The sequence below is a fragment of the Dyella acidisoli genome (assembly GCF_030160295.1).
GTDB classification, from domain to species: domain Bacteria; phylum Pseudomonadota; class Gammaproteobacteria; order Xanthomonadales; family Rhodanobacteraceae; genus Dyella_B; species Dyella_B acidisoli.
In genome coordinates this window covers 95,633-116,362 of the sequence record NZ_BSOB01000050.1, presented here as the reverse complement: position 1 = coordinate 116,362, position 20,730 = coordinate 95,633, and the positions used below count along the sequence as shown (strand labels likewise).

Sequence of the window (20,730 nt, the reverse complement as noted above, 5' to 3'; positions counted from 1 at the left end):
CTTCGCCGGGACGGCGAACACACCAAAGCGCGTCGCTGCGATTCGCGCGACGCCACGGAGCAAAGACCATGACCAAGCAAGTGCAAGACGCCTACATCGTCGCCGCCACCCGCACACCGGTCGGCAAGGCGCCGCGCGGCGTATTCCGCAACACCCGCCCCGACGACCTGCTCGCGCACGTGATCCGCGCTGTGATGGCGCAAGCGCCGGGCGTCGATCCGCATCGCATCGGCGACGTGATCGTCGGCTGTGCCATGCCGGAAGCCGAGCAAGGCATGAACGTGGCACGTATCGGCCTGCTGCTGGCCGGCCTGCCTGACACCGTACCGGGCGTCATCATCAATCGCTTCTGCTCGTCCGGCTTGCAGGCTGTCGCCCAGGCCGCCGACCGCATCCGCCTGGGCGAGGCGGATCTCATGATCGCCGCCGGCACCGAAAGCATGAGCATGGTGCCGATGATGGGCCACAAAGTGGCGATGAACCCTGGCATCTTCGACAACGAGCACATCGGCATCGCCTACGGCATGGGCATTACCGCGGAGAACGTCGCCAAGCAGTGGAAAGTTTCGCGCGAAGCGCAGGACGCCTTCGCCGCGCAAAGCCACGATCGCGCGCTGGCTGCGATCAAGACCGGCGAATTCAAGGACGAGATCACGCCGTTCCAACTCGATGACCACTACCCCGATCTCGCCACGCGCGGCATCAAGACCGACAGTCGCCTGATCGATACCGACGAAGGCCCACGCGCCGGCAGCACACCCGAAGTCCTGGGCAAGCTGAAGACGGTGTTCCGCAACGGCCAGTTCGGCGGCAGCGTGACGGCCGGCAATTCCTCGCAGACTTCCGACGGCGCAGCCGCCGTGCTGCTGGCCAGCGAACAGGCGATCAAGGAATACGGCCTCACCCCGCTCGCCCGCTTCGTGGGCTATTCGGTGGCCGGCGTGCGTCCGGACATCATGGGCATCGGTCCGAAGGAAGCGATTCCGAAGGCGCTCAAGCAAACCGGCATCAAGCAGGATCAGCTCGACTGGATCGAACTTAACGAAGCGTTTGCTGCACAGGCGCTGGCGGTGATCGGCGATCTCGGCCTCGACCCGACCAAGGTGAACCCGCTCGGTGGCGCTATCGCCCTCGGTCACCCGCTCGGCGCCACCGGTGCCGTGCGTACCGCGACGCTGGTGCACGGCCTTCGCCGTCGCAAGCAGAAGTACGGAATGGTGACGATGTGCATCGGTACCGGCATGGGTGCGGCGGGTATTTTCGAAGCCGTCTGATCACTTGCCTGAAGCGGCCCCTCTCCCTCTGGGAGAGGGGTTGGGGTGAGGGTGCGATCAGCGCGTGATGAAAAAACTTGCGCGAGAACCCAGCACCGCGCTCCGCCCGAACCTCACCCGCCTCTCGGCACCCTCTCCCGGAGGGAGAGGGGCTCACTAAGGAACATCTTGTTATAAGCGTGTGCACTCCACGCTTGTCCGAATCTCCCCGCCAGCGAATAATGCGACAGCTGCGGCGCACACCCCGATGCGCCCACATCTCGAGCGCTTCTCGCATATTCGCCCACGCGGCATCGGCAAGCTGCGCTCATTGCAGGTAACGATTTGTGAGCGCGTTGAGTGAGGAAAAGCTGGACATACCGGCGGTTGTGCAGCCGGCGTATCCCGATTACCGCGTCATTTCCTTGATCGTCGGTTGCGCGATCTTCCTCGAGCAGGTCGACGGCACCGTGCTCGCCACCGCCTTGCCCACTATGGCACGCGACTTCGGTGTTTCCGCGCCGGCCATGAGCGTGGCCGTGACCAGTTATCTACTCGCGCTGGCCATCCTGATCCCGGTGAGCGGCGCCATGGCCGACCGTTTCGGCGCAAAGCGCGTGTTCAACAGTTCCATCGTGGTCTTCATCATCGGCTCGATCCTGTGCTCGCTCACTCGCAGCCTGCCGATGATGGTAGCGGCGCGTCTGCTGCAAGGTACGGGTGGCGCGATGATGGCGCCGGTGGGTCGTCTGGTCATCCTGCGCACGGTGGAACGTAAACATCTGGTGTCATCCATGATGTGGACGCTGATACCTGCCGTGCTCGGCACCATGGCCGGACCGCCGCTGGGCGGCTTTATCGTCCAATTCCTCGACTGGCGCTGGATCTTCTACATCAACGTACCAATCGGCGTGCTGGGTTACTGGCTAGTGCGCCGCTACATTCCGGTGGTGCATTGTGGAGCACGGCCAGCACCATTCGACTGGCTGGGCTTCGCGCTTTGCAGCGTCGGACTTGGATGCCTGCTATTCGGATTGGAAATGTTCGGCGAGAACACCGACATGCGCAACGGAGTGCTGCTTGTAGCCGTCGGCGCCGCGGCGTGCCTGGCTTACGTGCTGCATGCCAAGCGTCGCGAGCATCCGGCTGTGGATCTCACTTTGCTGCGCATCGACTCCTTCCGGCTATCGGTGATCTCCGGTTCGCTGATGCGCATTACGCAAGGCGCACAACCGTTTCTGCTACCGCTGTTGTTGCAGATCGGACTTGGCTTCTCTGCACTGCGTAGTGGCCAATTGATCCTGGCGATTTCGCTGGGTGCGCTGATGGCCCGCGGCGTCACCACGCGCTTGCTGCGCTGGATCGGGTTTCGCCGCGTGATGGTCTACAACGGCGTTCTCGCGGGCCTGAGTTACGCCGTTTGCGCGTTTTTCCAGGCTGATTGGCCGTTCTGGTTGATGTTCGGCTTGCTCGTGTGCTGCGGCGTCATCATGTCGATCCAGTTCACCGCCTACAACACCATTGCTTACGAAGCCGTACCGACCGATCGCATGAGTGCCGCCAACAGCTTCTACTCAACCTTGCAGCAGCTGATGCTGTCGGTGGGCGTGTGTTGCGGCGCGCTGATCCTCAAGCTCGCCATGGCCGCAAGCCACAACACCGAACCGAGCCGGCTGAATTTTTCCATAGCCTTTTTGGTCGTCACCTTGGTTTCGCTCAGCTCCACCTATTGGCATCGCGCCTTCGCTCACGATGCAGGCCACGAAATGAGCGGACATCGGCAACGTTGAGTAAGCAACACACTGTTTCTCTGGCGGCTGTTCTCTGTGGCGAACGCTGGCCCTATCTTGCCGGCTTCCGAAACGAGTGAGGTATCCCATGATCGAACGGCGCACATTCGACAGCCTTGGCGGAGCCGATCACGGCTGGCTCAAAGCCAAGCATCACTTCTCATTTGCCAGCTATGGCGACCCCAAGCGCATGGGCTGGGGTGCGCTGCGCGTATGGAACGATGACACCATCGCGCCGCAAACCGGTTTTCCCGCGCATCCGCACGCGGACATGGAAATCATCACCTACGTGCGTGAAGGCGCGATCACCCATCGCGACAACCTTGGCAACCAGGGGCGCACCGTGGCCGGCGACGTGCAAGTGATGAGCGCAGGGAGCGGCATCATGCACAGCGAGTACAACCTGGAACAGGACGCCACGCGCATCTTCCAGATCTGGATCATTCCTGACGAACGTGGCCGCGCACCATCCTGGGGTACGAAGCCCTTCCCCGCCGGCGATCGCTCCGGGCGCTTCGTAGCCCTGGCCAGCGGCATGGACGGCGATGCGGATGCCCTGCCCTTGCGTACCAACGCACGCGTGCTCGGCGCCACGCTCAAGGCTGGGGAGACGGCGCAGTACACGCTGGACAAACGGCGCTATGCCTATCTTGTGCCGGCCAAGGGCGTTGTGGAGGTGAACGGCGTTCGTCTCGATACGCGTGATGGTGCGGCGATTCGCGACGAGACTTCGCTCGAAGTGAAGGCACTGGAAGATGCCGAACTGGTGTTGGTAGATACCAGCCCGTAATCAACCCGAGGAGTTCTGCTGATGACATCCATGCAAGCCATCGAAATCCCGCATTTTGGTGGTCCGGAAGTTTTGCAGCCCGTCGAGCGTCCGATACCTCAACCCGGCACCGGCGAGGTGTTGATCAAGGTCGTCGCATCGGGCGTGAACCGGCCGGATGTCTTTCAGCGTCAGGGGCACTATGCCCCACCGCCCGGCGCTTCCGACCTGCCTGGGTTGGAAGTGGCCGGCGAGTTGGTGGAGGGCGATTTCAGCGGCAGGAATCCTTTCGGGCTTAAACCGGGCGATGCCGTGTGCGCGCTGCTCGCGGGCGGCGGCTATGCGCAATATGTCGTAGCGCCGCTGGGCCAATGCCTTCCCGTGCCCGCAGGTTTGAGCGTGCTGGAAGCCGGTTCATTGCCGGAAAATTATTTCACCGTATGGAGCAACGTGTTCGATCGCGGTCGCCTGGGCCTACGCGAAGACGGCAACAAGGAAAGCCTGCTGGTACAGGGCGGCTCCAGCGGCATCGGTGTCACGGCCATCCAGCTTGCGCACGCTCTGGGTCATCCCGTGTTCGCCACCGCAGGCAACGATGAAAAATGCCGCGCTTGCGAAATGCTTGGCGCACGCGCCATCAACTACCGTACTGAAGATTTTGTGGAACGCGTGAAAGCCTGGACAGATGGCCGCGGCGTTGATGTGATCCTCGACATGGTCGGCGGCGACTACCTGCCACGCGAAATAGATGCACTCGCCGACGATGGCAGGCTGGTATTCATCGCTACACTCGGCGGCATGAAAGCCGAGCTGGATATCCGCAAGCTGATGCACCGGCGCCTGAGCATCACCGGCTCCACCTTGCGACCACGCCCCGTAGCTTTCAAAGCGGCGATTGCTGAGAAGCTTCACGAACGTGTGTGGCCATTGTTCGCGGACAAGCGTCTTCGCCCGATCATCCACGAAGTCTTTCCTGCGCACGAAGCAGCACAAGCCCATGCGTTGATGGAAAGCAGCACGCATATTGGGAAGATTCTGCTGCGCTGGTAACTCATGTCCCCTCTCCCCTCCGGGGAGAGGGCTAGGGTGAGGGGGCACTCTTGCGATACGTGCCAATCAGAGCGCGGCTCTTATGAAGTTTGAGGCAAGCCTTGGCCCCTCACCCCAACCCTCTCCCCGGAGGGGAGAGGGAGTCGTTACGGTGCTCTAGGTTTTCCTAGGCCTTTGAAAACGGAAACGCCAGCACGTCGGCGATCTTGTCCGTACCCGCCATGCACATCAGCAAACGCTCGATGCCCATCGCCACGCCTGCGCAATCAGGCATGCGCCCCAACACTGCCAGCAGTTGTTCGTCGATCGGCATTTCGCGCAAGCCACGCTCACGACGGCGCGCATTGTCCCGCTCGAATCGCGAGCGTTGCTCCACCGCATCGTTGAGTTCGTGATAACCGTTGGCCAGTTCGTACGGCCCAAGGTACAGCTCAAAACGCTCGGCTAGCGGCGGTTCACCGGGGCGAATGCGAGCCAGTGCGCTCTGACTCGCAGGATAATCGTGGATCACCGTGATGCGATCACGCGGAAACGCCGGCTGCAGCTTGTGCGTAATCAACAGATCAAGCCAATCGTCGCGGGTCAGACCGGAAGGCTCGATGCCATATTGCGCCAACGGCTTGCGCAACTCCTCGATATCGGCATGCAACGGGTCCAGGCCCAGCTCATCAAGAAACAGCTGCCTGTAGCCTTCGATCACCACCTCGACGCGCCGCCCTACCATCGCCAGCGCAGCTTCGACCAATGCAATCGCCTCCTCCATCAGCTGTCGATGATTCCAGCCGACGCGGTACCACTCCAGCATGGTGAATTCGGGGTTGTGCCGCTCCCCTGCTTCGCCATTACGGAATACGCGTCCCAGTTCGTAGCAATCGCCCACGCCATCCGCAAGCAAGCGCTTCAAAGGATATTCCGGTGACGTGCGCAGCCACCGTTCACGCGAACCCGCATCGACGTGACCATGAAAAGGCGCGTTGAAGCTTTCGATGTTGGGATCAGTGTTGCCTGCCGCGGAAAGGATGGGCGTTTCCACTTCCAGTACGCCGCGATCGGCGAAGAAGTTGCGGATCAGTGCATAGAGCTTCGCGCGACCTTGCAGACGCAGACGGAAAGGGGTGATGTTATTGGTGGCGTCCATAGCGACGTTGCCTTATTTATTGCTCATTGCCCATGCTTCTTGAACAGCGCCAACAAGCGCTCTTCATCCCACACTTCTACGCCAAGCTCCTGCGCCTTATCCAGCTTGGAACCCGCTGCCTCGCCCGCCACAACAAAATTGGTTTTCTTCGACACACTGCCGGCCACCTTGGCACCCAGCGCTTCAAGCTTCTCCTTCGCCTCATCGCGCCCCAAGCTGGACAATGTGCCCGTGAGCACCGCCGTCTGGCCGGTCAATGGCAGGCTTTCCACTTTGGCGTGTTTCGGAATGGCCTCGAGCAAGCGATGCATGGCGGTTTCCGCTTCCTGCAAGGCGGTCAGCTGATGACGATCAGAGAGATAGCCATCGAGGCTGGCCGCGGCGTTCTGCGACAAGCCCGCAGTGATCCAATGCGTGATACCACCGCCATGCAATTTGGCAACGGTCGGAAAATGCGACGCCAGCAGTTCGGCGTTGCGATGGCCGATGCCGTTGATGCCGGCATCCTCCAGCAACACGGCCAAGTTGAGTTTCTGTTGCAGGCGTGGTGACGGATCAGTTTCGTCGCTTAGCGTCACGCCTGCTTTCAGCAAGGCGTCGACCACGTCGCGATTGCCCTTCTGCTTGAAGAAGGCCTCAATGGAACCGGCTACTTCTGCGCCAATATCAGGCAGCTCGCGCAAGATGGGTGCAGGCATGCTGCGCACCCATTCGAGGCGACCAAGCCATGTTGCTAATGTCTTCGCTGTGCTTTCGCCAATATGGACAATGCCGAGCGCGTAGAGAAAGCGCGCCAGCGTGGTCTTTTTACTGGCCTCGATGCCTTCGATCAGATTCTCCGCCCATTTCGTGGCGATCTTGCCGGACTTCACCGTTTCGGGCGTGGTGCCGTCGCGTTCGTCGGCGCGTCGCTTCATCTCTAGAAAATCATCGAGCGAGAGTTTGTAGAGATCAGCTGGCGTGTGCACATAGCCGAAATCCACCAATGCATCGACGAAACGTTCACCGATGCCTTCGATATCCATAGCGCGACGCGATGCGAAATGGATCAGTGCCTCCTTGCGTTGTGCTGCACATACCAATCCACCCGAGCAACGCCATGCGGCTTCGCCCTCTTCCCGCACCAGTGCCGAACCACACACTGGGCAGTGCGTGGGCATATGCCAGGGATGCGTCTTCGGCGGACGGCGATCCGGCACCACGCGCAGCACTTCGGGAATGACATCGCCCGCACGGCGCACGATGACCGTGTCGCCAACCCGCACGTCGAGCCGCGCCACTTGATCAGCGTTGTGTAGCGTGGCGTTGGTAACGGTGACGCCTGCGACCTGTACCGGCGTAAGACGCGCCACCGGTGTGGCGGCACCGGTGCGGCCGATCTGGATCTCGATCGCTTCGACCGTGGTGCTCTGCTCTTGCGCGGGAAATTTGTGCGCAATCGCCCAGCGCGGCGCGCGCGCGACGAAACCCATTTCGCGTTGGCCAACGGAGTCGTCCAGCTTGTACACCACGCCATCGATGTCGTAAGGCAGCTTGTCGCGCTTGGCGCCGATGCGCTTGTAATACGCGATCAGACCGTCGAAACCCTTGGCGGTGTCTACTTCCGGTGAAACGGGAAAACCCCACTCACGCAGTTTCTCCAAGGTCTTCGAATGCGCGGACGGCAGTTCCGCGCCTTCGACCAGGCCCACGCCGTAGGCAAAGAAACTGAGCTTGCGTTTGGCTGTAATCGCTGGATCGAGCTGTCGCAGCGAACCGGCTGCACCATTGCGCGGATTGGCCAACGGCTTTTCGCCATGCTCGCGCGCGTAAACGTTGAAGGCCTCGAAATCCTTGTGCAGCATGATCACTTCACCGCGCACTTCCAGCACGCTCGGCCAGTTTTCACCGCGCAGGCGCAATGGAATGGCGCGTACTGTGCGCAAGTTGGCGGTGACGTCTTCACCGGCGGCACCGTCGCCGCGCGTGGCGCCTTGTACGAATACGCCATCTTCGTAGCGCAGGCTGATCGCCAGGCCGTCCAGCTTCGGCTCCACCGAGAACACGGGGTTGCTGCGCCCCAGCGTCTGCTCGATGCGCCGCTCGAACTCCGATACTTCGCGATAACGTTCGCGATCATCGCTGCCTTCCTGCTCGAAAGCGTTGTTCAGCGACAGCATCGGCAAGGCATGCCGCACTTCTGCAAAACCGCCGGTTGCCCGTGCTCCCACGCGGCGCGTTGGCGAATCGGGCGTGGCGAGCTGCGGATGCTCGGTTTCCAGCGATTCCAACTCGCGCATCAGGCGGTCGTACTCGGCATCCGGAATTTCCGGATCGTCGAGCACAAAGTAGCGGTAGTTGGCGTGTTCGATCCGCGTGCGTAGGTCTTGTACGCGTTCGGTAAGCGACGGGGATACAGACGGTTTGCTCATGCGCGAAGTGTAACGATTTGCTGTGTCATTCCTTCTTCCTCCACGGTAGGTTGGGGTGCCAACCCCGACATCGCCATCCTGATCAACACCGCTACGTTGGGGTTTGCACCCCGACCTACAAATTTCTAAGGGAGTCGGTGATTCTTAAGCCAGATAACTGCCACAGCAGGTATCATACCGTCCATGCCCTCCTCGTCAGCCGCTTCCTCCACCACCGTTGCCACGGCAATGACGGACGAAGCAGCCTCGTCCCTCCCCTCACGCGAACACTACAGCGGCCTGATCTGGCTGGTTTCGGCGGCGTTCTTCATGCAGGCGCTGGACTCCACCATCGTCAACACCGCGGTGCCGGCGATCGCCTCGGCCTTGAACGAGTCGCCGCTGAATATGCGCAGCGCGCTCACCAGCTATGTGCTGACGCTGGCGATCCTGATTCCGGCCAGCCCCTGGCTGTGCGACCGCTTCGGTACGCGACGCGTATTCGGTGTTGCCATTGGCGTGTTCGCCATCGGTTCACTGCTCTGCGGTGTTTCGCAAACGCTACCGGAACTGGTCATAGCGCGAGTACTACAAGGCTGCGGTGGCGCCGCGCTGATGCCAGTGGGTCGCTACGTGCTGGCGCGTAGTATCGACAAGCGCGATTTCGTGCAAGTCATGAGCACCGTCGCCACGTTCGGTCTGCTTGGTTCGGTGCTCGGGCCGTTGCTAGGCGGCGCGTTAGTGGAATACACCAACTGGCGGCTGATCTTTCTGCTCAATGTGCCGGTCGGCATCGTGGGCCTGTGGCTCAATCAGCGCGAAATGCCCGAGTACCGGCTGGATACGGCCAACCGTTTCGACCTGTTCGGCTTCCTGCTGTTTGCCGCATCGTCCGCTTTGCTTTTGACCGCTTCGGAATTCGCATCGGACGAAACCATCCGCTGGGGCGCCATGGGCGCTCTGGTACTGCTGGCCATCGCGTTCGGCGCGGCCTACGTATGGCATAGCCGCCGTACTGATCATCCGGTGGCGGATCTGAGCCTGCTGCGTGTACGTAGCGTGTGGGTATCGCTGTCAGGCAACCTGCTGACGCGCCTCGGCGTAAGCGGCATGTTCCTGCTGATTGTGCTGTTTTTGCAGGTGGGCTGCGGCTGGTCGCCGCTCATGGCTGGCTTGATGATGGTACCGCAGGCGCTCGGTTCGATCAGCGCAAAATGGCTGGTGAATCGTATGCTGATCCGGCTGGGTTATCGACGCCTGCTGTTCGGCAATACGCTGATCGTCGCAGTGTTGCTGGCGATGTTCGCGCTGCTTGGGCCGCATACACCGATGATGCTGACCGCCTTGTTGGTGTTCGTCTACGGCGGTTTCATGGGCATGCAGTACACCGTGATGAACACGCTGATCTACACCGATCTGGACATCAAGCATGCATCGATGGCGTCGTCGATGGCCTCAACAACGCAGTATTTGTCGATGAGCTTCGGCATCGCGCTGGCAACGCTGCTGATGCAAACCCTGCTACACGGTCAGGACAGCCACGCTTATGTCGTGGCGTTCCGCTGGACTGTGATCGTGCTTGCCGTCATTACCGCGGTGGCCAGTCGCGTATTCGCCAAACTTGACAAGATATCGCCTACAGCCCGCAGCGTGTCATCCAGCGCATGAGCGGGTAGCATGTCGGGCATGCTCATGATCGAAGGATTCCGACCATGCACCACGCCAATGAAATTCTGTTCGCGCTTTTCATTGTGTTCGTCGCCGCGCAGATCGGCGCTGAGATCGCACAGCGCCTGAAGCTGCCTGGCGTGGTCGGCGAGATCGCCGCAGGCTGCGTCATTGGCCCTTCGGTCATGGGCTGGGTCACCCCCGAGCAGATCGCCCCCGGTACGCCGCTGGACGTGCTGGCCGAGATCGGCGTAGTGCTGCTCCTGTTTTCAGTGGGCCTGGAAACACGGCTGGAAGATCTGAAGAAGGTGGGCAAATCCGCCTTCCTGGTCGGCGTACTGGGTGTACTGCTTCCTTTCGGCATGGGCGGTTTCTGGGCGCATGCCAGCGGTTTCGACTGGGGCAAGTCACTGTTCGTCGCGGCAGCGTTCGTGGCCACGTCCGCAGGCATCACGGCGCGCGTGCTGCAGGAACTGGGCGTGTTGCAGCGTGTGGAAAGCAAGGTGATTCTCGGCGCGGCCGTGATCGACGACATCCTGGCGATGTTGCTGCTCGGCGTGGTGGTGTCGCTGCAGGGCGGCGCAGGTTTCGATCCAATGCATCTGATCATGGTGCTGGCGGGTGCGATCGGTTTTATCGCAGTGATCGGCTGGGGCGGCACGCGCGTGATGCGCTGGAATTCCACCTGGCTGGAAAAACCGCGCAGCGTCTATTCGCCGTTGTTGATCGTGCTGGCGTTGTGCCTGGGGTTGGCCTACGTATCCACGCTGTTTGGATTGGCCGCCATCATCGGCGCTTTCTTGGCCGGCATGATTGCATCTGAAACGCGGCAACAGCATACGCTGGAGCAACAATTCCAGCCGTTGCTCGCGCTGCTCACACCATTCTTCTTCGTGCTCACCGGTAGCAAAATCGACCTGCATCAACTCGCCAATGCCGATGCGTTAATCGCACTGCTAGTGGTGACGCTGATCGCGATCGTGTCCAAGTTGCTTGGTGGCTTCCTGGGTTCGCTGTCGCTGGGTCGCACAAGTGCTTCGATCGTCGGCTTCGGCATGGTGCCGCGTGGCGAAGTAGGTGTGGTAATCGCGAGCTTGGGACTTGCCGCGGGCGTTTTCAGCGATCAGATGTACGCGATCATCGTGGCGATGTCGCTACTGACAGCAATGGTGACGCCACCGATTTTGGCTTGGTTGTTGAAGCGAGCTGTGAAGGCAACACCTTCGACGGAAGTGGGCAGCGCCTAGCGTGCACGCCACGGCTGATCGCTCCGTCGCCAACAAACACCCATTCATCACCTTGTAAGCCCGCTTTATCGCATCGCCGGGCGCGAAACGTAGCGCATCCCTATCGTGGCTGAAACCTTCACTCAGATGGGGAACAAGTCATGGCTCGTACGTTACGTTACTCGCTCATTGCCGCAGCACTCTACGCCGGCTCGGCCACCGCGATGACCAATGACCAGTTGCAACATGTGCTGGAACAACGGCTTCGCGGCGACCGCACCGGCGCCTGCGTTGCCGCTGCCGTGATCGAAGGCAAGCAGGTGGCACGCGCCCGCGTTTGTGCAGATCCTGCCGACGATCGACGCATTGATGAACACAGCGCGTTCGAAATCGGCTCAGTCAGCAAGACGATGACGGCGGCCCTGCTGGCACAGCTGATCGAACAGGGAAAGGCGTCGCTGGACGATCCGCTTTCGTCCTGGCTGCCTTCCGGCACCAATGTTCCGGACTTCAACGGTCAGCCCATCCTGCTACGCCATATCGTTACCCACACGTCAGGCCTGCCTGGGCTGCCGCCGCGCATGCAAATACGCCATCCAGACAATCCGTATGCGGACCTGGACGAATCCACCGTGCTGACGTCACTGGCCGACGTGAAACTCAACGCAGTGCCCGGCACGCATTTCGAATATTCCAATTTCGCCATGATGGTGCTGTCGGATGCAGTGGCCCGCCGCTACGGCAAGGATATGGACAGCCTGTTGCGGCAGCATCTATTCGAACCGCTGGGTATGCGCAGCGCGTATCTCGACAAAGCGCCTGACGGCGTGAAAGCAGCTGCCGGACACCTACCTAATGGCAAAACAACGGCTGCATGGACCATCCCAACCAATCTCGCCGGCGTCGGCGGCGTACACGCCACGCTGGATGACATGGTGCGCTATGTGCAGGGTGAACTCGGCCTGCTCGACACACCGCTCACCCCAGCGCTCAAGCTCACGCAGCAGCCGGTTTCCCAATCATCGGGGAAAGCGATGGGCATGAACTGGATGCTTGTCCCGCATCAGTCGCCGCACTCGCTGGTGATCCATGGAGGCGGCACGGGCGGCTTCTCTTCGTTCGTCGGCTTCGATCCCGACAAACAGCGCGGCGTTGTGTTGTTGTCCGATACCGCACTCAATTCCATGGATGGTCTGGGTAAGGGATTGGGTATGCATCTGCTCGACCCTGCAGAGCCACTTGGATCGCCACGCAAGCCGGCAACGCCTACCGATGCTCTGCTTGATGGCCTAGCAGGCGAATACGTATTCGCAAACGGCATGCACATCAGCTTGCGTCATCGTCATAGCGGCCTGACAGCTCAAGTACCTGGGCAGCCAGAATTCGAGATGGGCTACGACAGCGCGGGAGATTTCTATCCGCTTCAACTCGATGCCTTGCTGCATCCACAGCGCGACGCAAAGGGCCGCTACAGTTTTGTCTGGACGCAAGGCGGCGGTGCATTTAGCGCAGAGCGAGTCGACTCATCCAAGTCTGTGGCGTCACTGGCGCCCAACTCGACCCAGCTTCAGGCATATACCGGCGACTATTCGCTTGCACCGGGTTTCGTCATCTCGATCACCAGCGATGGGCACCAGCTTTATGCGCAAGCCACCGGACAACCTCGCGTGGTGTTGAAAGCGGTCGCGGCCGACACATTCAAATTTGAAGTGGTAGCCGCTGAGATCGACTTTGAGCGCAAAGAAAATAAAGTCGTCGCGCTCACGCTGGTTCAGAATGGCGTTCGTCATCACGCCGAAAAGCACTGATCAACCCTTCATCGAGATCTGAGCCCATGCAACCGGATTACTCGCTTGATCTACCCCTACCCTCTGCGGTGATGACCAACAGTTCCCGCTGGTGGTCGCGTTATCGCCGCTATCCGGTGTTCAGTCTGCGCTGGCTGCTGGGACGCAGCCTGCGATTCGGGATCTGCATCGGCACATTAAGTGCGCTCACCGGGCTGAGCTTCACGATGATGGCGCGCGATATACGTCCAGGTCTAATCGTTGCGACAACTTTGCTCATCTCCTTCGCGACGGTTTGTTGTGCGGGTCCAGCGCTGGCGACGATCATGCGAAGCCGGCGCTGGCCCGCAAGCAGCGAGCGCCGGGCGATCATGCTCGCATTGCTAGCCGGCATAGCGCTTAGTTTCGCTGTAGACGAGTACGGTTCTGCCCAAATCGCCAATGTCTTACGCCATTTGGGCAGCTCACTGTCTGTTGTTCCGCGAATGGATCCGTCCGCCGCCATCGTTACGCGTTTGGTCAACATCGTTATTCGCGCATGCTTGTACAGCCTGCTTGGCGGCGGTCTGGCATGGTTGAGCTATCTGGATGAGCGTCACCGATGGGCCGCCTGGACTCGCGAAAAGGAACTGCAACCTTTACGTGAGCAACGCCAGCAGGCCGAATGGCGGCTTGGACTGTTACAGGCGCAGGTTGAGCCGCACTTCCTTTTCAATACGCTGGCATCGATCCGCTCGCTTGTGCGCGTTGATCCAACGCTCGCCGAACACGCCATCGATACGCTAGGGGATTATTTGCGCGGTATCATTCCACGACTACGCGATACCGGCGATGGCGTGGCTTCCACGCTCGGTCAACAGCTCGATCTTTGTGGGGGTTATCTTGAACTGATGCGTTTACGCACCGGTTTGCGGCTCGATTACGAGATTGAAGCGGATCGTGGATTACGTAAGCGCAGTTTCCCGCCACTGCTATTGCTCACGCTGGTGGAAAATGCCGTCAAGCACGGGGTAGAGCCCCGCCCCGGACCTGGCCATATCAACTTGCGCGCTGATCGCGATGAAGAGCGTCGCATACGGGTACGTGTATGCGACGATGGCATCGGCCTGCGCCCCAGTAGCGGCAGCGGAACCGGACTACGCAACTTGCGTGAACAACTCGTCGCGCGCTATGGCGATCGAGCTCATTTCACGCTTAGCAGTCCCACTGGTGGCGGCACCGAAGCGATACTGAGCGTACCCGACGAGGATCCGACATGACGATACGCGGGTTAATCGCCGAAGACGAAGCCCCGCAACGGGAAGATTTGTGCACAAAGTTGCGCGCGTATTGGCCCGAGCTGCAGCTTGTCGCTGCCTGCGAAAATGGCAGCGAAGCACTGGAAGCGGTATCGCAATGCCGCCCGCAAGTCGCTTTCCTCGATATCCGTATGCCGGGAGCGAGCGGACTGGACGTCGCCTGCGCGGTGGCAGAAACAGGCGGTCTGGTCGTTTTCACCACCGCCTATGACGAATACGCGATACAGGCATTCGAGGCCGGCGCCATCGATTACCTATTGAAACCCATTCAAGATACACGCCTGCAACAAAGCGTCGCACGATTGCGTCAACGTCTTGCCGAACCCGCGGGTGATCTTGTCGCGAGGCTCCAGCAGCTCTCACAGAACCTGGAGATGACTCGGTCGACACAGATTCGCTGGATCACCGCCAGCGTCGGCGACAGCGTGCGCATGTTCGACATCGACGAAGTCATCTACTTCCAGGCGCATGAGAAATACGTGCGAGTCATGACCGGTAGCGGTGAAGTGGCGATCCGCACGCCGCTGAAAGAATTGATCGCGGGCCTGGACCCCGACACGTTCTGGCAGGTGCAACGCGGTATCGTGGTGCGTGTTTCAGCGATCGAACGCTTGCGCAAAAACGAGCTGGGCAAGTTCGAATTGGTATTGAAGCAGAGGAAAGAAGTGTTGCCGGTGGGCTCAAGTTATGCGCAGCGGTTTCGCGGGATGTAGGTGCGTTGTGCGTCCCTCTGGCCTACGCAGCCAACCCCTCTCCCGATGGGAGAGGGGTTTTGGTTTATGACGCGGCGGCCGTCTTCCGCCCACGCATCAACACCGCATACAACACCGGCATCACCAGCAACACCAGCGGCACCTGCACCAGCATGCCGGCAATGATCGCCACCGCCAGCGGCTGCTGCATCTGCGAGCCGGAACCCAGCGCCAGCGCCAGCGGCAACAGAGTCAGAATGGCCGCCATGGTGGACATCAGGATCGGGCGCATGCGATGCCGTGCCGCTTCCAGCAATGCCTGATGCAACGGCATGTCGGCCGCGACGTCTTCCAGTTCGGAGAAATAGAAAATGGCCACTTCGGTAACGATGCCGACGATCATGGTCATGCCCATCATCGCCGAGATGTTGAGTTCGATGCCGGTCACCCACAGCCCCATGAACACGGCACCGATCGCCAACAACGGCATCAGCATGATCACCAGCGCCACGCGGAAGCTTTCGTAGAGAAACAGCAGCAGCGTAAACACCAGTGCGATCGCAGCGAGCAACACCACGGTCAAGCCGCGAAATGCTTCTTGCTGCTGCTGATACAGGCCACCTAACTGGTAATACATGCCCTTGGGCAGCATGCCTTGCTTGGCCAGCATGGCTTTCACGTCGTTGATCACCGCACCCATGCTGCGTCCGCTGATGCGGCCCGTGACAGCCACCATGCGCTTCAAATTGCTGCGCGTGATTTCCGGCTGCCCCTGTACGATCTGCAAGCTTGCTATCTGCGACAGCGGCAACAGATGACCGTCCGCCGCACGAATCGGTAGGGCTTCCACTTGCTCCAGACGTTTGTATGACGAAGCCGGCAAGCGCACACGCACACCAACCATCTTGCCGTTCGTCGGAAGCTGCGTGGCGACGGTACCCTCCACGGCCGCGTCGACCTGTTCCTTGACTGCCGTAGGATCGAGCCCCTGCAGCGCAGCCTTGGCCGGATCCACCGTCATGACCAGCGCATCACCCGCGGGGTTGATGCCGGGCAGCACGCCGTTGACGCCGTTGATCTTGCCTAGCGCATCGGCCACGCGCTGCGCCGTGTCGTTGAGCTCATCCGCGTTGTCACTGTAAAGCTGGATTTCGATTGGCTGCGGCACAGAGACCAGATCGCCGACCATGTCTTCGATCAGCTGCGAGACTTCCACGTCGAGCCCCGGCACCTTTTCTTCCACCTCCGTGCGGATGTCGTTCATCACCTCTTCGGTGGAAGGCCGCGAACCATTCTTCAGACGGATGAAAATGTCGCCGGTGTTGGCTTCCGTCAGTGCATCGCCAAGCTGCAACCCGGTGCGGCGCGAATACGTATCCACATAGGGATTGGCGCGGATGATGGCTTCCACCTGATTGAGCAGGCGTCCCGTTTCTTCCAGCGACGTACCTGGCTTGGAAAGGTAGTCGAACGTAAAGCCGCCTTCGTCCATCGCCGGCATGAAGCCGGTACCCACTTGGCTGAAGGCCAGCGCGCCGAGCGCCACCAGCGGCAGCACGATCACCACGACCCAGACCGGCCGCTTCAACCAGCGCTGCAGCACGTTTTCATACCCATGTTTGATACGCTGCGTAAAACCTGTTGCCGAATGATCAGCGATATGACGCTGGTCCAGCAGTCGCTCCGACAGCAACGGCACCACGATCAAGGTCAGCAGATAGGAAATCACCAGCGCGCTGGCCATGGTGAGCGACAGTGCTTTGAAGAACGCACCGGTAACACCGGTGAGAAACGCCAGCGGCAAAAAGATGACTACGGTCGCTCCGCTGGAGCCGGTCAGCGGGCGCGTGAATTCCCACGCGGCGCGCCCGATGCGCTCACTCACGTTCCCCGTGGCACCGTGCAGCCGACGCATGATGTGTTCCTGCATCACGATCACGTCGTCGATGATCAGGCCCACCGCAGCGGCCATGCCACCCAGCGTCATCATGTTGAAGCTCATGCCCAACACGTGCAGCAGCAACACGGTGATGGCCAGTACCGCCGGCACCACCAGCATGGTGACGAAAATGACGCGGGTATTGCGCAAAAAAACAAACAGCACCAGGCCCGCAAGCACGATGCCGATCAGGATTGCGTCGCGCACGCTGTTCGCCGAACCGGTGACGAGTTGCGACTGGTCGTACCAGTTGGCGATTTCCACACCGGCCGGCATTTGGGGGGAGTAATCCTGCAGGCGCTGCTTCACATCACGCGCGATCTGCACGCTGTTGCCGTCGGGTTGCTGCAGGATCTGGATCAATACGGCATCCTGCCCGTCGGCAGTCACCCGTATCCACTGCGGCACGTGGCTCAACGTCACATTGGCGATATCGCCAAGGCGCACGATGCCATGGCTATCTGCACGCACCACAACCTGGCGCAAAGCATCCACCGTACGAGGCTGGTTCTGGGCCAGCAAGAGATAGAGCTTGTAGTGATCGGAGACGTGCCCCATCGCTTCGATGGTGGCGGCGTGACTGACTGCGGTCGCCACATCGCTAAGGCTCAAATCCTGCGCACGCAGACGGTTCGGATCCACGTCGGCATGGAATTCGGCAACTTCCCCACCCTGCACCTGGATGCGTGCTACGCCGGGAATGCCGCTAAGCAAGGGGCGTAACTGATATTGCGCCAAGTCGTACAACGCGCTGGGCGACAGCGTATGCGAACGCAGGCTGTAGGCCAGCATGGGGTACGAACTGGGGTCCATGCGGCGCGTGGTGAGTTGCGTACCTGCCGGCAATTCGGGCAGCACCTGGCTGGCGGCGGCGCTGACATCGCCGAACGCGCGGCTCATATCGGTGCCCCAGTCGAAGCTGATCGATACATCCGCGCTGCCGCGGCTGGTGGTCGAGCGGATGTCTCGCACACCGGGTACTCGACGCAAGGCCGTTTCGATCGGCGTAGTCACCGCGATTGCCATCTGATCTGCGGGACGATCGCCAGCATCGAGCGAAAGCATGATGCGCGGAAACGCCACGTTCGGGAACATGGCGACTGGCATGAACACCGCGCTGGCAATACCGCCGGCAGCGAGCATCACAACGAGGAAAAGCAGCGAGCGCCAATGGCGCTGCATCCATGTGGCAACACTCACTTGGCCGACTCCTGGTCCTTGGCAGCTGTCGGTGATTCTTTCGCTGATTCCTCGTGCTCACGCACAGCATCACCATCGTTGAGCTCGTAGTTACCGCTCACGATGACGCGCGCTTGGGCATCCAGAGAACCTTGCACGCCGACGGTATCGCCGTCCGGGTGCTTCAACGTGACGTCGACGCGCTTGGCTTTGTCATGATCGACGATGAACACATAGTCGCCCTTGTCGTCATGCAACACCGCATCGCGCGGGAGTGCCCAGGCCGTGTAGTTGGAGGTGGCAATATTGGCCTGCACGGCGGCACCAGCCACCAACACGTTGCCTGCTTCCGGCGGCAAGCTGACTTGCAGCGGCAGCAAATGCGTCTGTGCATCAACGGCACGACCGACCATATCCAGGCGGCCATGCAGGGTTTCGCCATCACCGTAAGCGCCTTGTACGTCCACTGACATACCTGCTTTGAGGCGAGAACCTTGTTCCGGTTGCGCGCCAAGGCGTGCGACCAATGCTTGCGCCGGCGCGAACGTCAACAACGCCGTGCCCGCCTGGAAGCGATCGCCGAGATTGACGTTGAGCGCCGTCACCACGCCATCAGCGGGCGCGCTGACAGCTTCTTCGGTAGTACCACCGCCGAGCGCGCGCTGCGCCTCCAGTCCTGCCTTGGCGTCGTCCAACGCTTTGCGCGCCGTCGCCACCTGCGATTGCGTGGCCAAATGCTGTGCCGCCATCTGCTCGGTGCGCTTAAGTTCGCCACTGGCCAGATCGAGCGCGCTTTGCGCTTGCAGGAAAGCATTTCGCGCCACCGGATCGGGCGCTATGCGCAGCAAAGCCTGGCCACGCTGCACGGTTTGCCCCGCAGCTACCGACAGGCCGATCACTAAACCACCGTGACCAAGGCTGATCGTACTGGCGCGGTGCGGATCGCCCACCGCAGTACCCCAGGCCTGGATGGTGTCGTGGAAGGTCTGGCTTGCCGGCGATGCCGTCGTGACAAGCACGGTGCCCTTCACTTCCGGTGCTTCTTCATCATCGGCGCCGCCGCCCTTGCCGCACCCGGCCAACACAGCAAGCATCAATGCCGCCAGCGCGGCACGCGTAAAGACAAATCGATTCATGGTTTTGATGTCGATGCGGAAGACGGTTGGAGGTCGGTGCTGCCCAGCAAGGTTTCCAATGCAATAGCCTGCAGCGACTGCTGATCGCGTGCGGCGATGGCGTCCATGTCGGCGCCGAGCGCATTCGCGCGAATGGAGAGATAGGTCGGCCAGTCGAGCAGCCCCTTCTGCCAGGCGCTCTCGGCGGCGCGGCGCGCCTCATCCAGGTGCTGTGCATGGGCTTTCGATTGCTCGCGTTGCTTGCTGAGCGTGTCCTGGTCGGCCATCAACTGACTGATGTCATTGCGCGTGGTGAGCACACGATTTTCGTAGTCGTCCTTGAGCTGTTGCCGCGTGGCTTTCTCGATAGCGATGTTGCCGCGATTGCGATCGAACAATGGCAAGGTGAACCCGATGTTGATGCCGTGGGAAAGCACGCCGGAGTTGTCGCTTTGGCGATCAACGCCGAACGTCAGCGCGGGGAACTGCGCGCGGATCGCGCCACGCAGCGTGGCTTCCTGCGCTTTGTAGCCCGCTTGCAGGGCGAGCAGATCCGGACGCCGCTGCGGCAGGCTGGCCAATGCGACTTCCACCTGATCAGGTGTGGGCGATGTCTGGAATGGCTCGCCGGTCAGATCCAGGGGGGCATCCGGCGCAAGTCCTAGCAGCAGGCGCAGATCGTGCTCCGCCTGGTGCAATTGCACCGTGTTATCAGAGAGCCGCTTGCTGGCATCGGCATAGGCATTCAACCCAGCACTGGCAGCGTCGTAGGTGAGATTGCCGTCCTGCAGCGCCTTGCGTACATAGCCATCCACGGACACCAGGGCAGCTTGCTCCGCGGCGAGCCGTTGCTGCTGATCGCGCAGGGACACCACCTGATTGAACAGTTGCCGGGCCTGGGCGATGGTTCGCCACTCCGCCCAGAGCAGGTCCAGGTTCACCTGATCGGCTTGGGCGTTCGCAGCCGCCTTGCGGGTGGAGCGCAACAGCAGGCTGGTGATGTCCTCGCTGATGCCATAAGCGGAGGATGTGCGGAACCCCGGAATGGGATGCGTCAGGTATTCCTGGTTGAGGGAGATCTGCGGATCGGGCAGCAGCCCCGCCTGAAAGGCTTGCGCGCGCGCAATGCCCAGCTGATCGCGCATCACCTTCAGATCCGGGTTATTGGCAACCGCCAGGATCGCCACGTCGGTGACGTCCATACCGTGGGAAAGGTCCACGCGATGCGTGCGTAGCTCAGGCAGCGGCATGGTCGATGTGTCGGCGGAGAGCTGCGACACCTCCTTCGCCCCCTGCCCCTCGCCCAGCGGCAACGGCGAATAGGTCGCACAGCCAGCCAGCCACGCCACACAGGCCAAGGCACTCAGACGCCATGCATGCACCGGGGGTACTACCCGGCCATTTGGCAAATCCTTACGAAGCAACCGCACGTGTAA

At 60.9% G+C, this 20,730-nt stretch carries 14 protein-coding genes; 9 read left to right on the top strand and 5 right to left on the bottom strand.

Going from position 1 to position 20,730, the window contains the following annotated elements; all coding sequences use genetic code 11:
- Window positions 1–68 precede the first annotated feature (68 nt).
- From QQJ86_RS19245 to QQJ86_RS19230, 4 genes are all read left to right on the top strand, one after another.
- The gene (locus tag QQJ86_RS19245; protein ID WP_284322589.1) at window positions 69–1,274 is read left to right on the top strand and encodes an acetyl-CoA C-acyltransferase; all 1,206 of its coding nucleotides are present in this window, start codon (window positions 69–71) and stop codon (window positions 1,272–1,274) included.
- Between the two features lie 335 nt (window positions 1,275–1,609).
- Window positions 1,610–3,043 carry a DHA2 family efflux MFS transporter permease subunit gene (locus tag QQJ86_RS19240; RefSeq protein ID WP_284322644.1) on the top strand — a complete coding sequence of 478 codons (1,434 nt, stop codon included), beginning with the start codon at window positions 1,610–1,612 and terminating at the stop codon, window positions 3,041–3,043.
- Window positions 3,044–3,131: 88 nt separating this feature from the next.
- Complete coding sequence (locus QQJ86_RS19235) at window positions 3,132–3,833, top strand: pirin family protein (protein WP_284322588.1); 702 nt, start codon at window positions 3,132–3,134, stop codon at window positions 3,831–3,833.
- Between the two features lie 30 nt (window positions 3,834–3,863).
- A complete protein-coding gene (locus QQJ86_RS19230; RefSeq protein ID WP_284322643.1) occupies window positions 3,864–4,862 on the top strand; it encodes an NAD(P)H-quinone oxidoreductase in 999 nt (332 codons plus the stop codon).
- A gap of 166 nt (window positions 4,863–5,028) precedes the next feature.
- Here QQJ86_RS19230 and epmA read toward each other — a convergent pair whose 3' ends face one another.
- The gene (epmA, locus tag QQJ86_RS19225; RefSeq protein ID WP_284322587.1) at window positions 5,029–6,000 is read right to left on the bottom strand and encodes an EF-P lysine aminoacylase EpmA; all 972 of its coding nucleotides are present in this window, start codon (window positions 5,998–6,000) and stop codon (window positions 5,029–5,031) included.
- Between the two features lie 23 nt (window positions 6,001–6,023).
- Window positions 6,024–8,411, bottom strand: a complete 2,388-nt coding sequence (ligA, locus tag QQJ86_RS19220) for an NAD-dependent DNA ligase LigA (RefSeq protein ID WP_284322586.1) — start codon at window positions 8,409–8,411, stop codon at window positions 6,024–6,026.
- Between the two features lie 183 nt (window positions 8,412–8,594).
- Between ligA and QQJ86_RS19215 the strand changes: the two genes are divergently transcribed.
- The 5 genes from QQJ86_RS19215 (at window position 8,595) to QQJ86_RS19195 (ending at window position 15,082) form a co-directional block, all read left to right on the top strand.
- Complete coding sequence (locus tag QQJ86_RS19215) at window positions 8,595–10,058, top strand: MFS transporter (RefSeq protein ID WP_284322585.1); 1,464 nt, start codon at window positions 8,595–8,597, stop codon at window positions 10,056–10,058.
- Window positions 10,059–10,102: 44 nt separating this feature from the next.
- Complete coding sequence (locus QQJ86_RS19210; protein ID WP_284322584.1) at window positions 10,103–11,305, top strand: cation:proton antiporter; 1,203 nt, start codon at window positions 10,103–10,105, stop codon at window positions 11,303–11,305.
- A 140-nt stretch (window positions 11,306–11,445) separates the two neighbouring features.
- Window positions 11,446–13,092 carry a serine hydrolase gene (locus tag QQJ86_RS19205; RefSeq protein ID WP_284322583.1) on the top strand — a complete coding sequence of 549 codons (1,647 nt, stop codon included), beginning with the start codon at window positions 11,446–11,448 and terminating at the stop codon, window positions 13,090–13,092.
- Window positions 13,093–13,118: 26 nt separating this feature from the next.
- Window positions 13,119–14,330: a sensor histidine kinase gene (locus QQJ86_RS19200; RefSeq protein ID WP_284322582.1), complete on the top strand. Its 1,212-nt coding sequence runs from the start codon at window positions 13,119–13,121 to the stop codon at window positions 14,328–14,330.
- Entirely contained in the window at window positions 14,327–15,082 is a 756-nt protein-coding gene (locus QQJ86_RS19195; protein WP_284322581.1) for a LytR/AlgR family response regulator transcription factor, read from the top strand. Before QQJ86_RS19200 ends, QQJ86_RS19195 begins: the two co-directional genes overlap by 4 nt.
- A gap of 64 nt (window positions 15,083–15,146) precedes the next feature.
- Here QQJ86_RS19195 and QQJ86_RS19190 read toward each other — a convergent pair whose 3' ends face one another.
- Genes QQJ86_RS19190 through QQJ86_RS19180 form a run of 3 tightly spaced genes read right to left on the bottom strand, consistent with a single transcriptional unit; the run spans window position 15,147 to window position 20,724 of the window.
- Entirely contained in the window at window positions 15,147–18,200 is a 3,054-nt protein-coding gene (locus tag QQJ86_RS19190; protein ID WP_284322580.1) for an efflux RND transporter permease subunit, read from the bottom strand.
- Window positions 18,197–19,315, bottom strand: coding sequence for an efflux RND transporter periplasmic adaptor subunit (locus QQJ86_RS19185; protein WP_284322579.1), 1,119 nt, complete (start codon window positions 19,313–19,315; stop codon window positions 18,197–18,199). The genes QQJ86_RS19190 and QQJ86_RS19185 overlap by 4 nt, the downstream gene beginning before the upstream one ends.
- Complete coding sequence (locus QQJ86_RS19180; protein ID WP_284322578.1) at window positions 19,312–20,724, bottom strand: TolC family protein; 1,413 nt, start codon at window positions 20,722–20,724, stop codon at window positions 19,312–19,314. The genes QQJ86_RS19185 and QQJ86_RS19180 overlap by 4 nt, the downstream gene beginning before the upstream one ends.
- Between the last annotated feature and the right edge of the window lie 6 nt (window positions 20,725–20,730).

Excerpts from the sequence above, each read along its gene's own strand:
- QQJ86_RS19245 (WP_284322589.1), top strand. The coding sequence starts at position 69 with ATGACCAAGCAAGTGCAAGACGCCTACATCGTCGCCGCCACCCGCACA.
- QQJ86_RS19235 (WP_284322588.1), top strand. The coding sequence starts at position 3,132 with ATGATCGAACGGCGCACATTCGACAGCCTTGGCGGAGCCGATCACGGC.
- QQJ86_RS19230 (WP_284322643.1), top strand. The coding sequence starts at position 3,864 with ATGCAAGCCATCGAAATCCCGCATTTTGGTGGTCCGGAAGTTTTGCAG.
- epmA (WP_284322587.1), bottom strand. The coding sequence starts at position 6,000 with ATGGACGCCACCAATAACATCACCCCTTTCCGTCTGCGTCTGCAAGGT.
- ligA (WP_284322586.1), bottom strand. The coding sequence starts at position 8,411 with ATGAGCAAACCGTCTGTATCCCCGTCGCTTACCGAACGCGTACAAGAC.
- QQJ86_RS19215 (WP_284322585.1), top strand. The coding sequence starts at position 8,595 with ATGCCCTCCTCGTCAGCCGCTTCCTCCACCACCGTTGCCACGGCAATG.
- QQJ86_RS19210 (WP_284322584.1), top strand. The coding sequence starts at position 10,103 with ATGCACCACGCCAATGAAATTCTGTTCGCGCTTTTCATTGTGTTCGTC.
- QQJ86_RS19205 (WP_284322583.1), top strand. The coding sequence starts at position 11,446 with ATGGCTCGTACGTTACGTTACTCGCTCATTGCCGCAGCACTCTACGCC.
- QQJ86_RS19200 (WP_284322582.1), top strand. The coding sequence starts at position 13,119 with ATGCAACCGGATTACTCGCTTGATCTACCCCTACCCTCTGCGGTGATG.
- QQJ86_RS19195 (WP_284322581.1), top strand. The coding sequence starts at position 14,327 with ATGACGATACGCGGGTTAATCGCCGAAGACGAAGCCCCGCAACGGGAA.
- QQJ86_RS19185 (WP_284322579.1), bottom strand. The coding sequence starts at position 19,315 with ATGAATCGATTTGTCTTTACGCGTGCCGCGCTGGCGGCATTGATGCTT.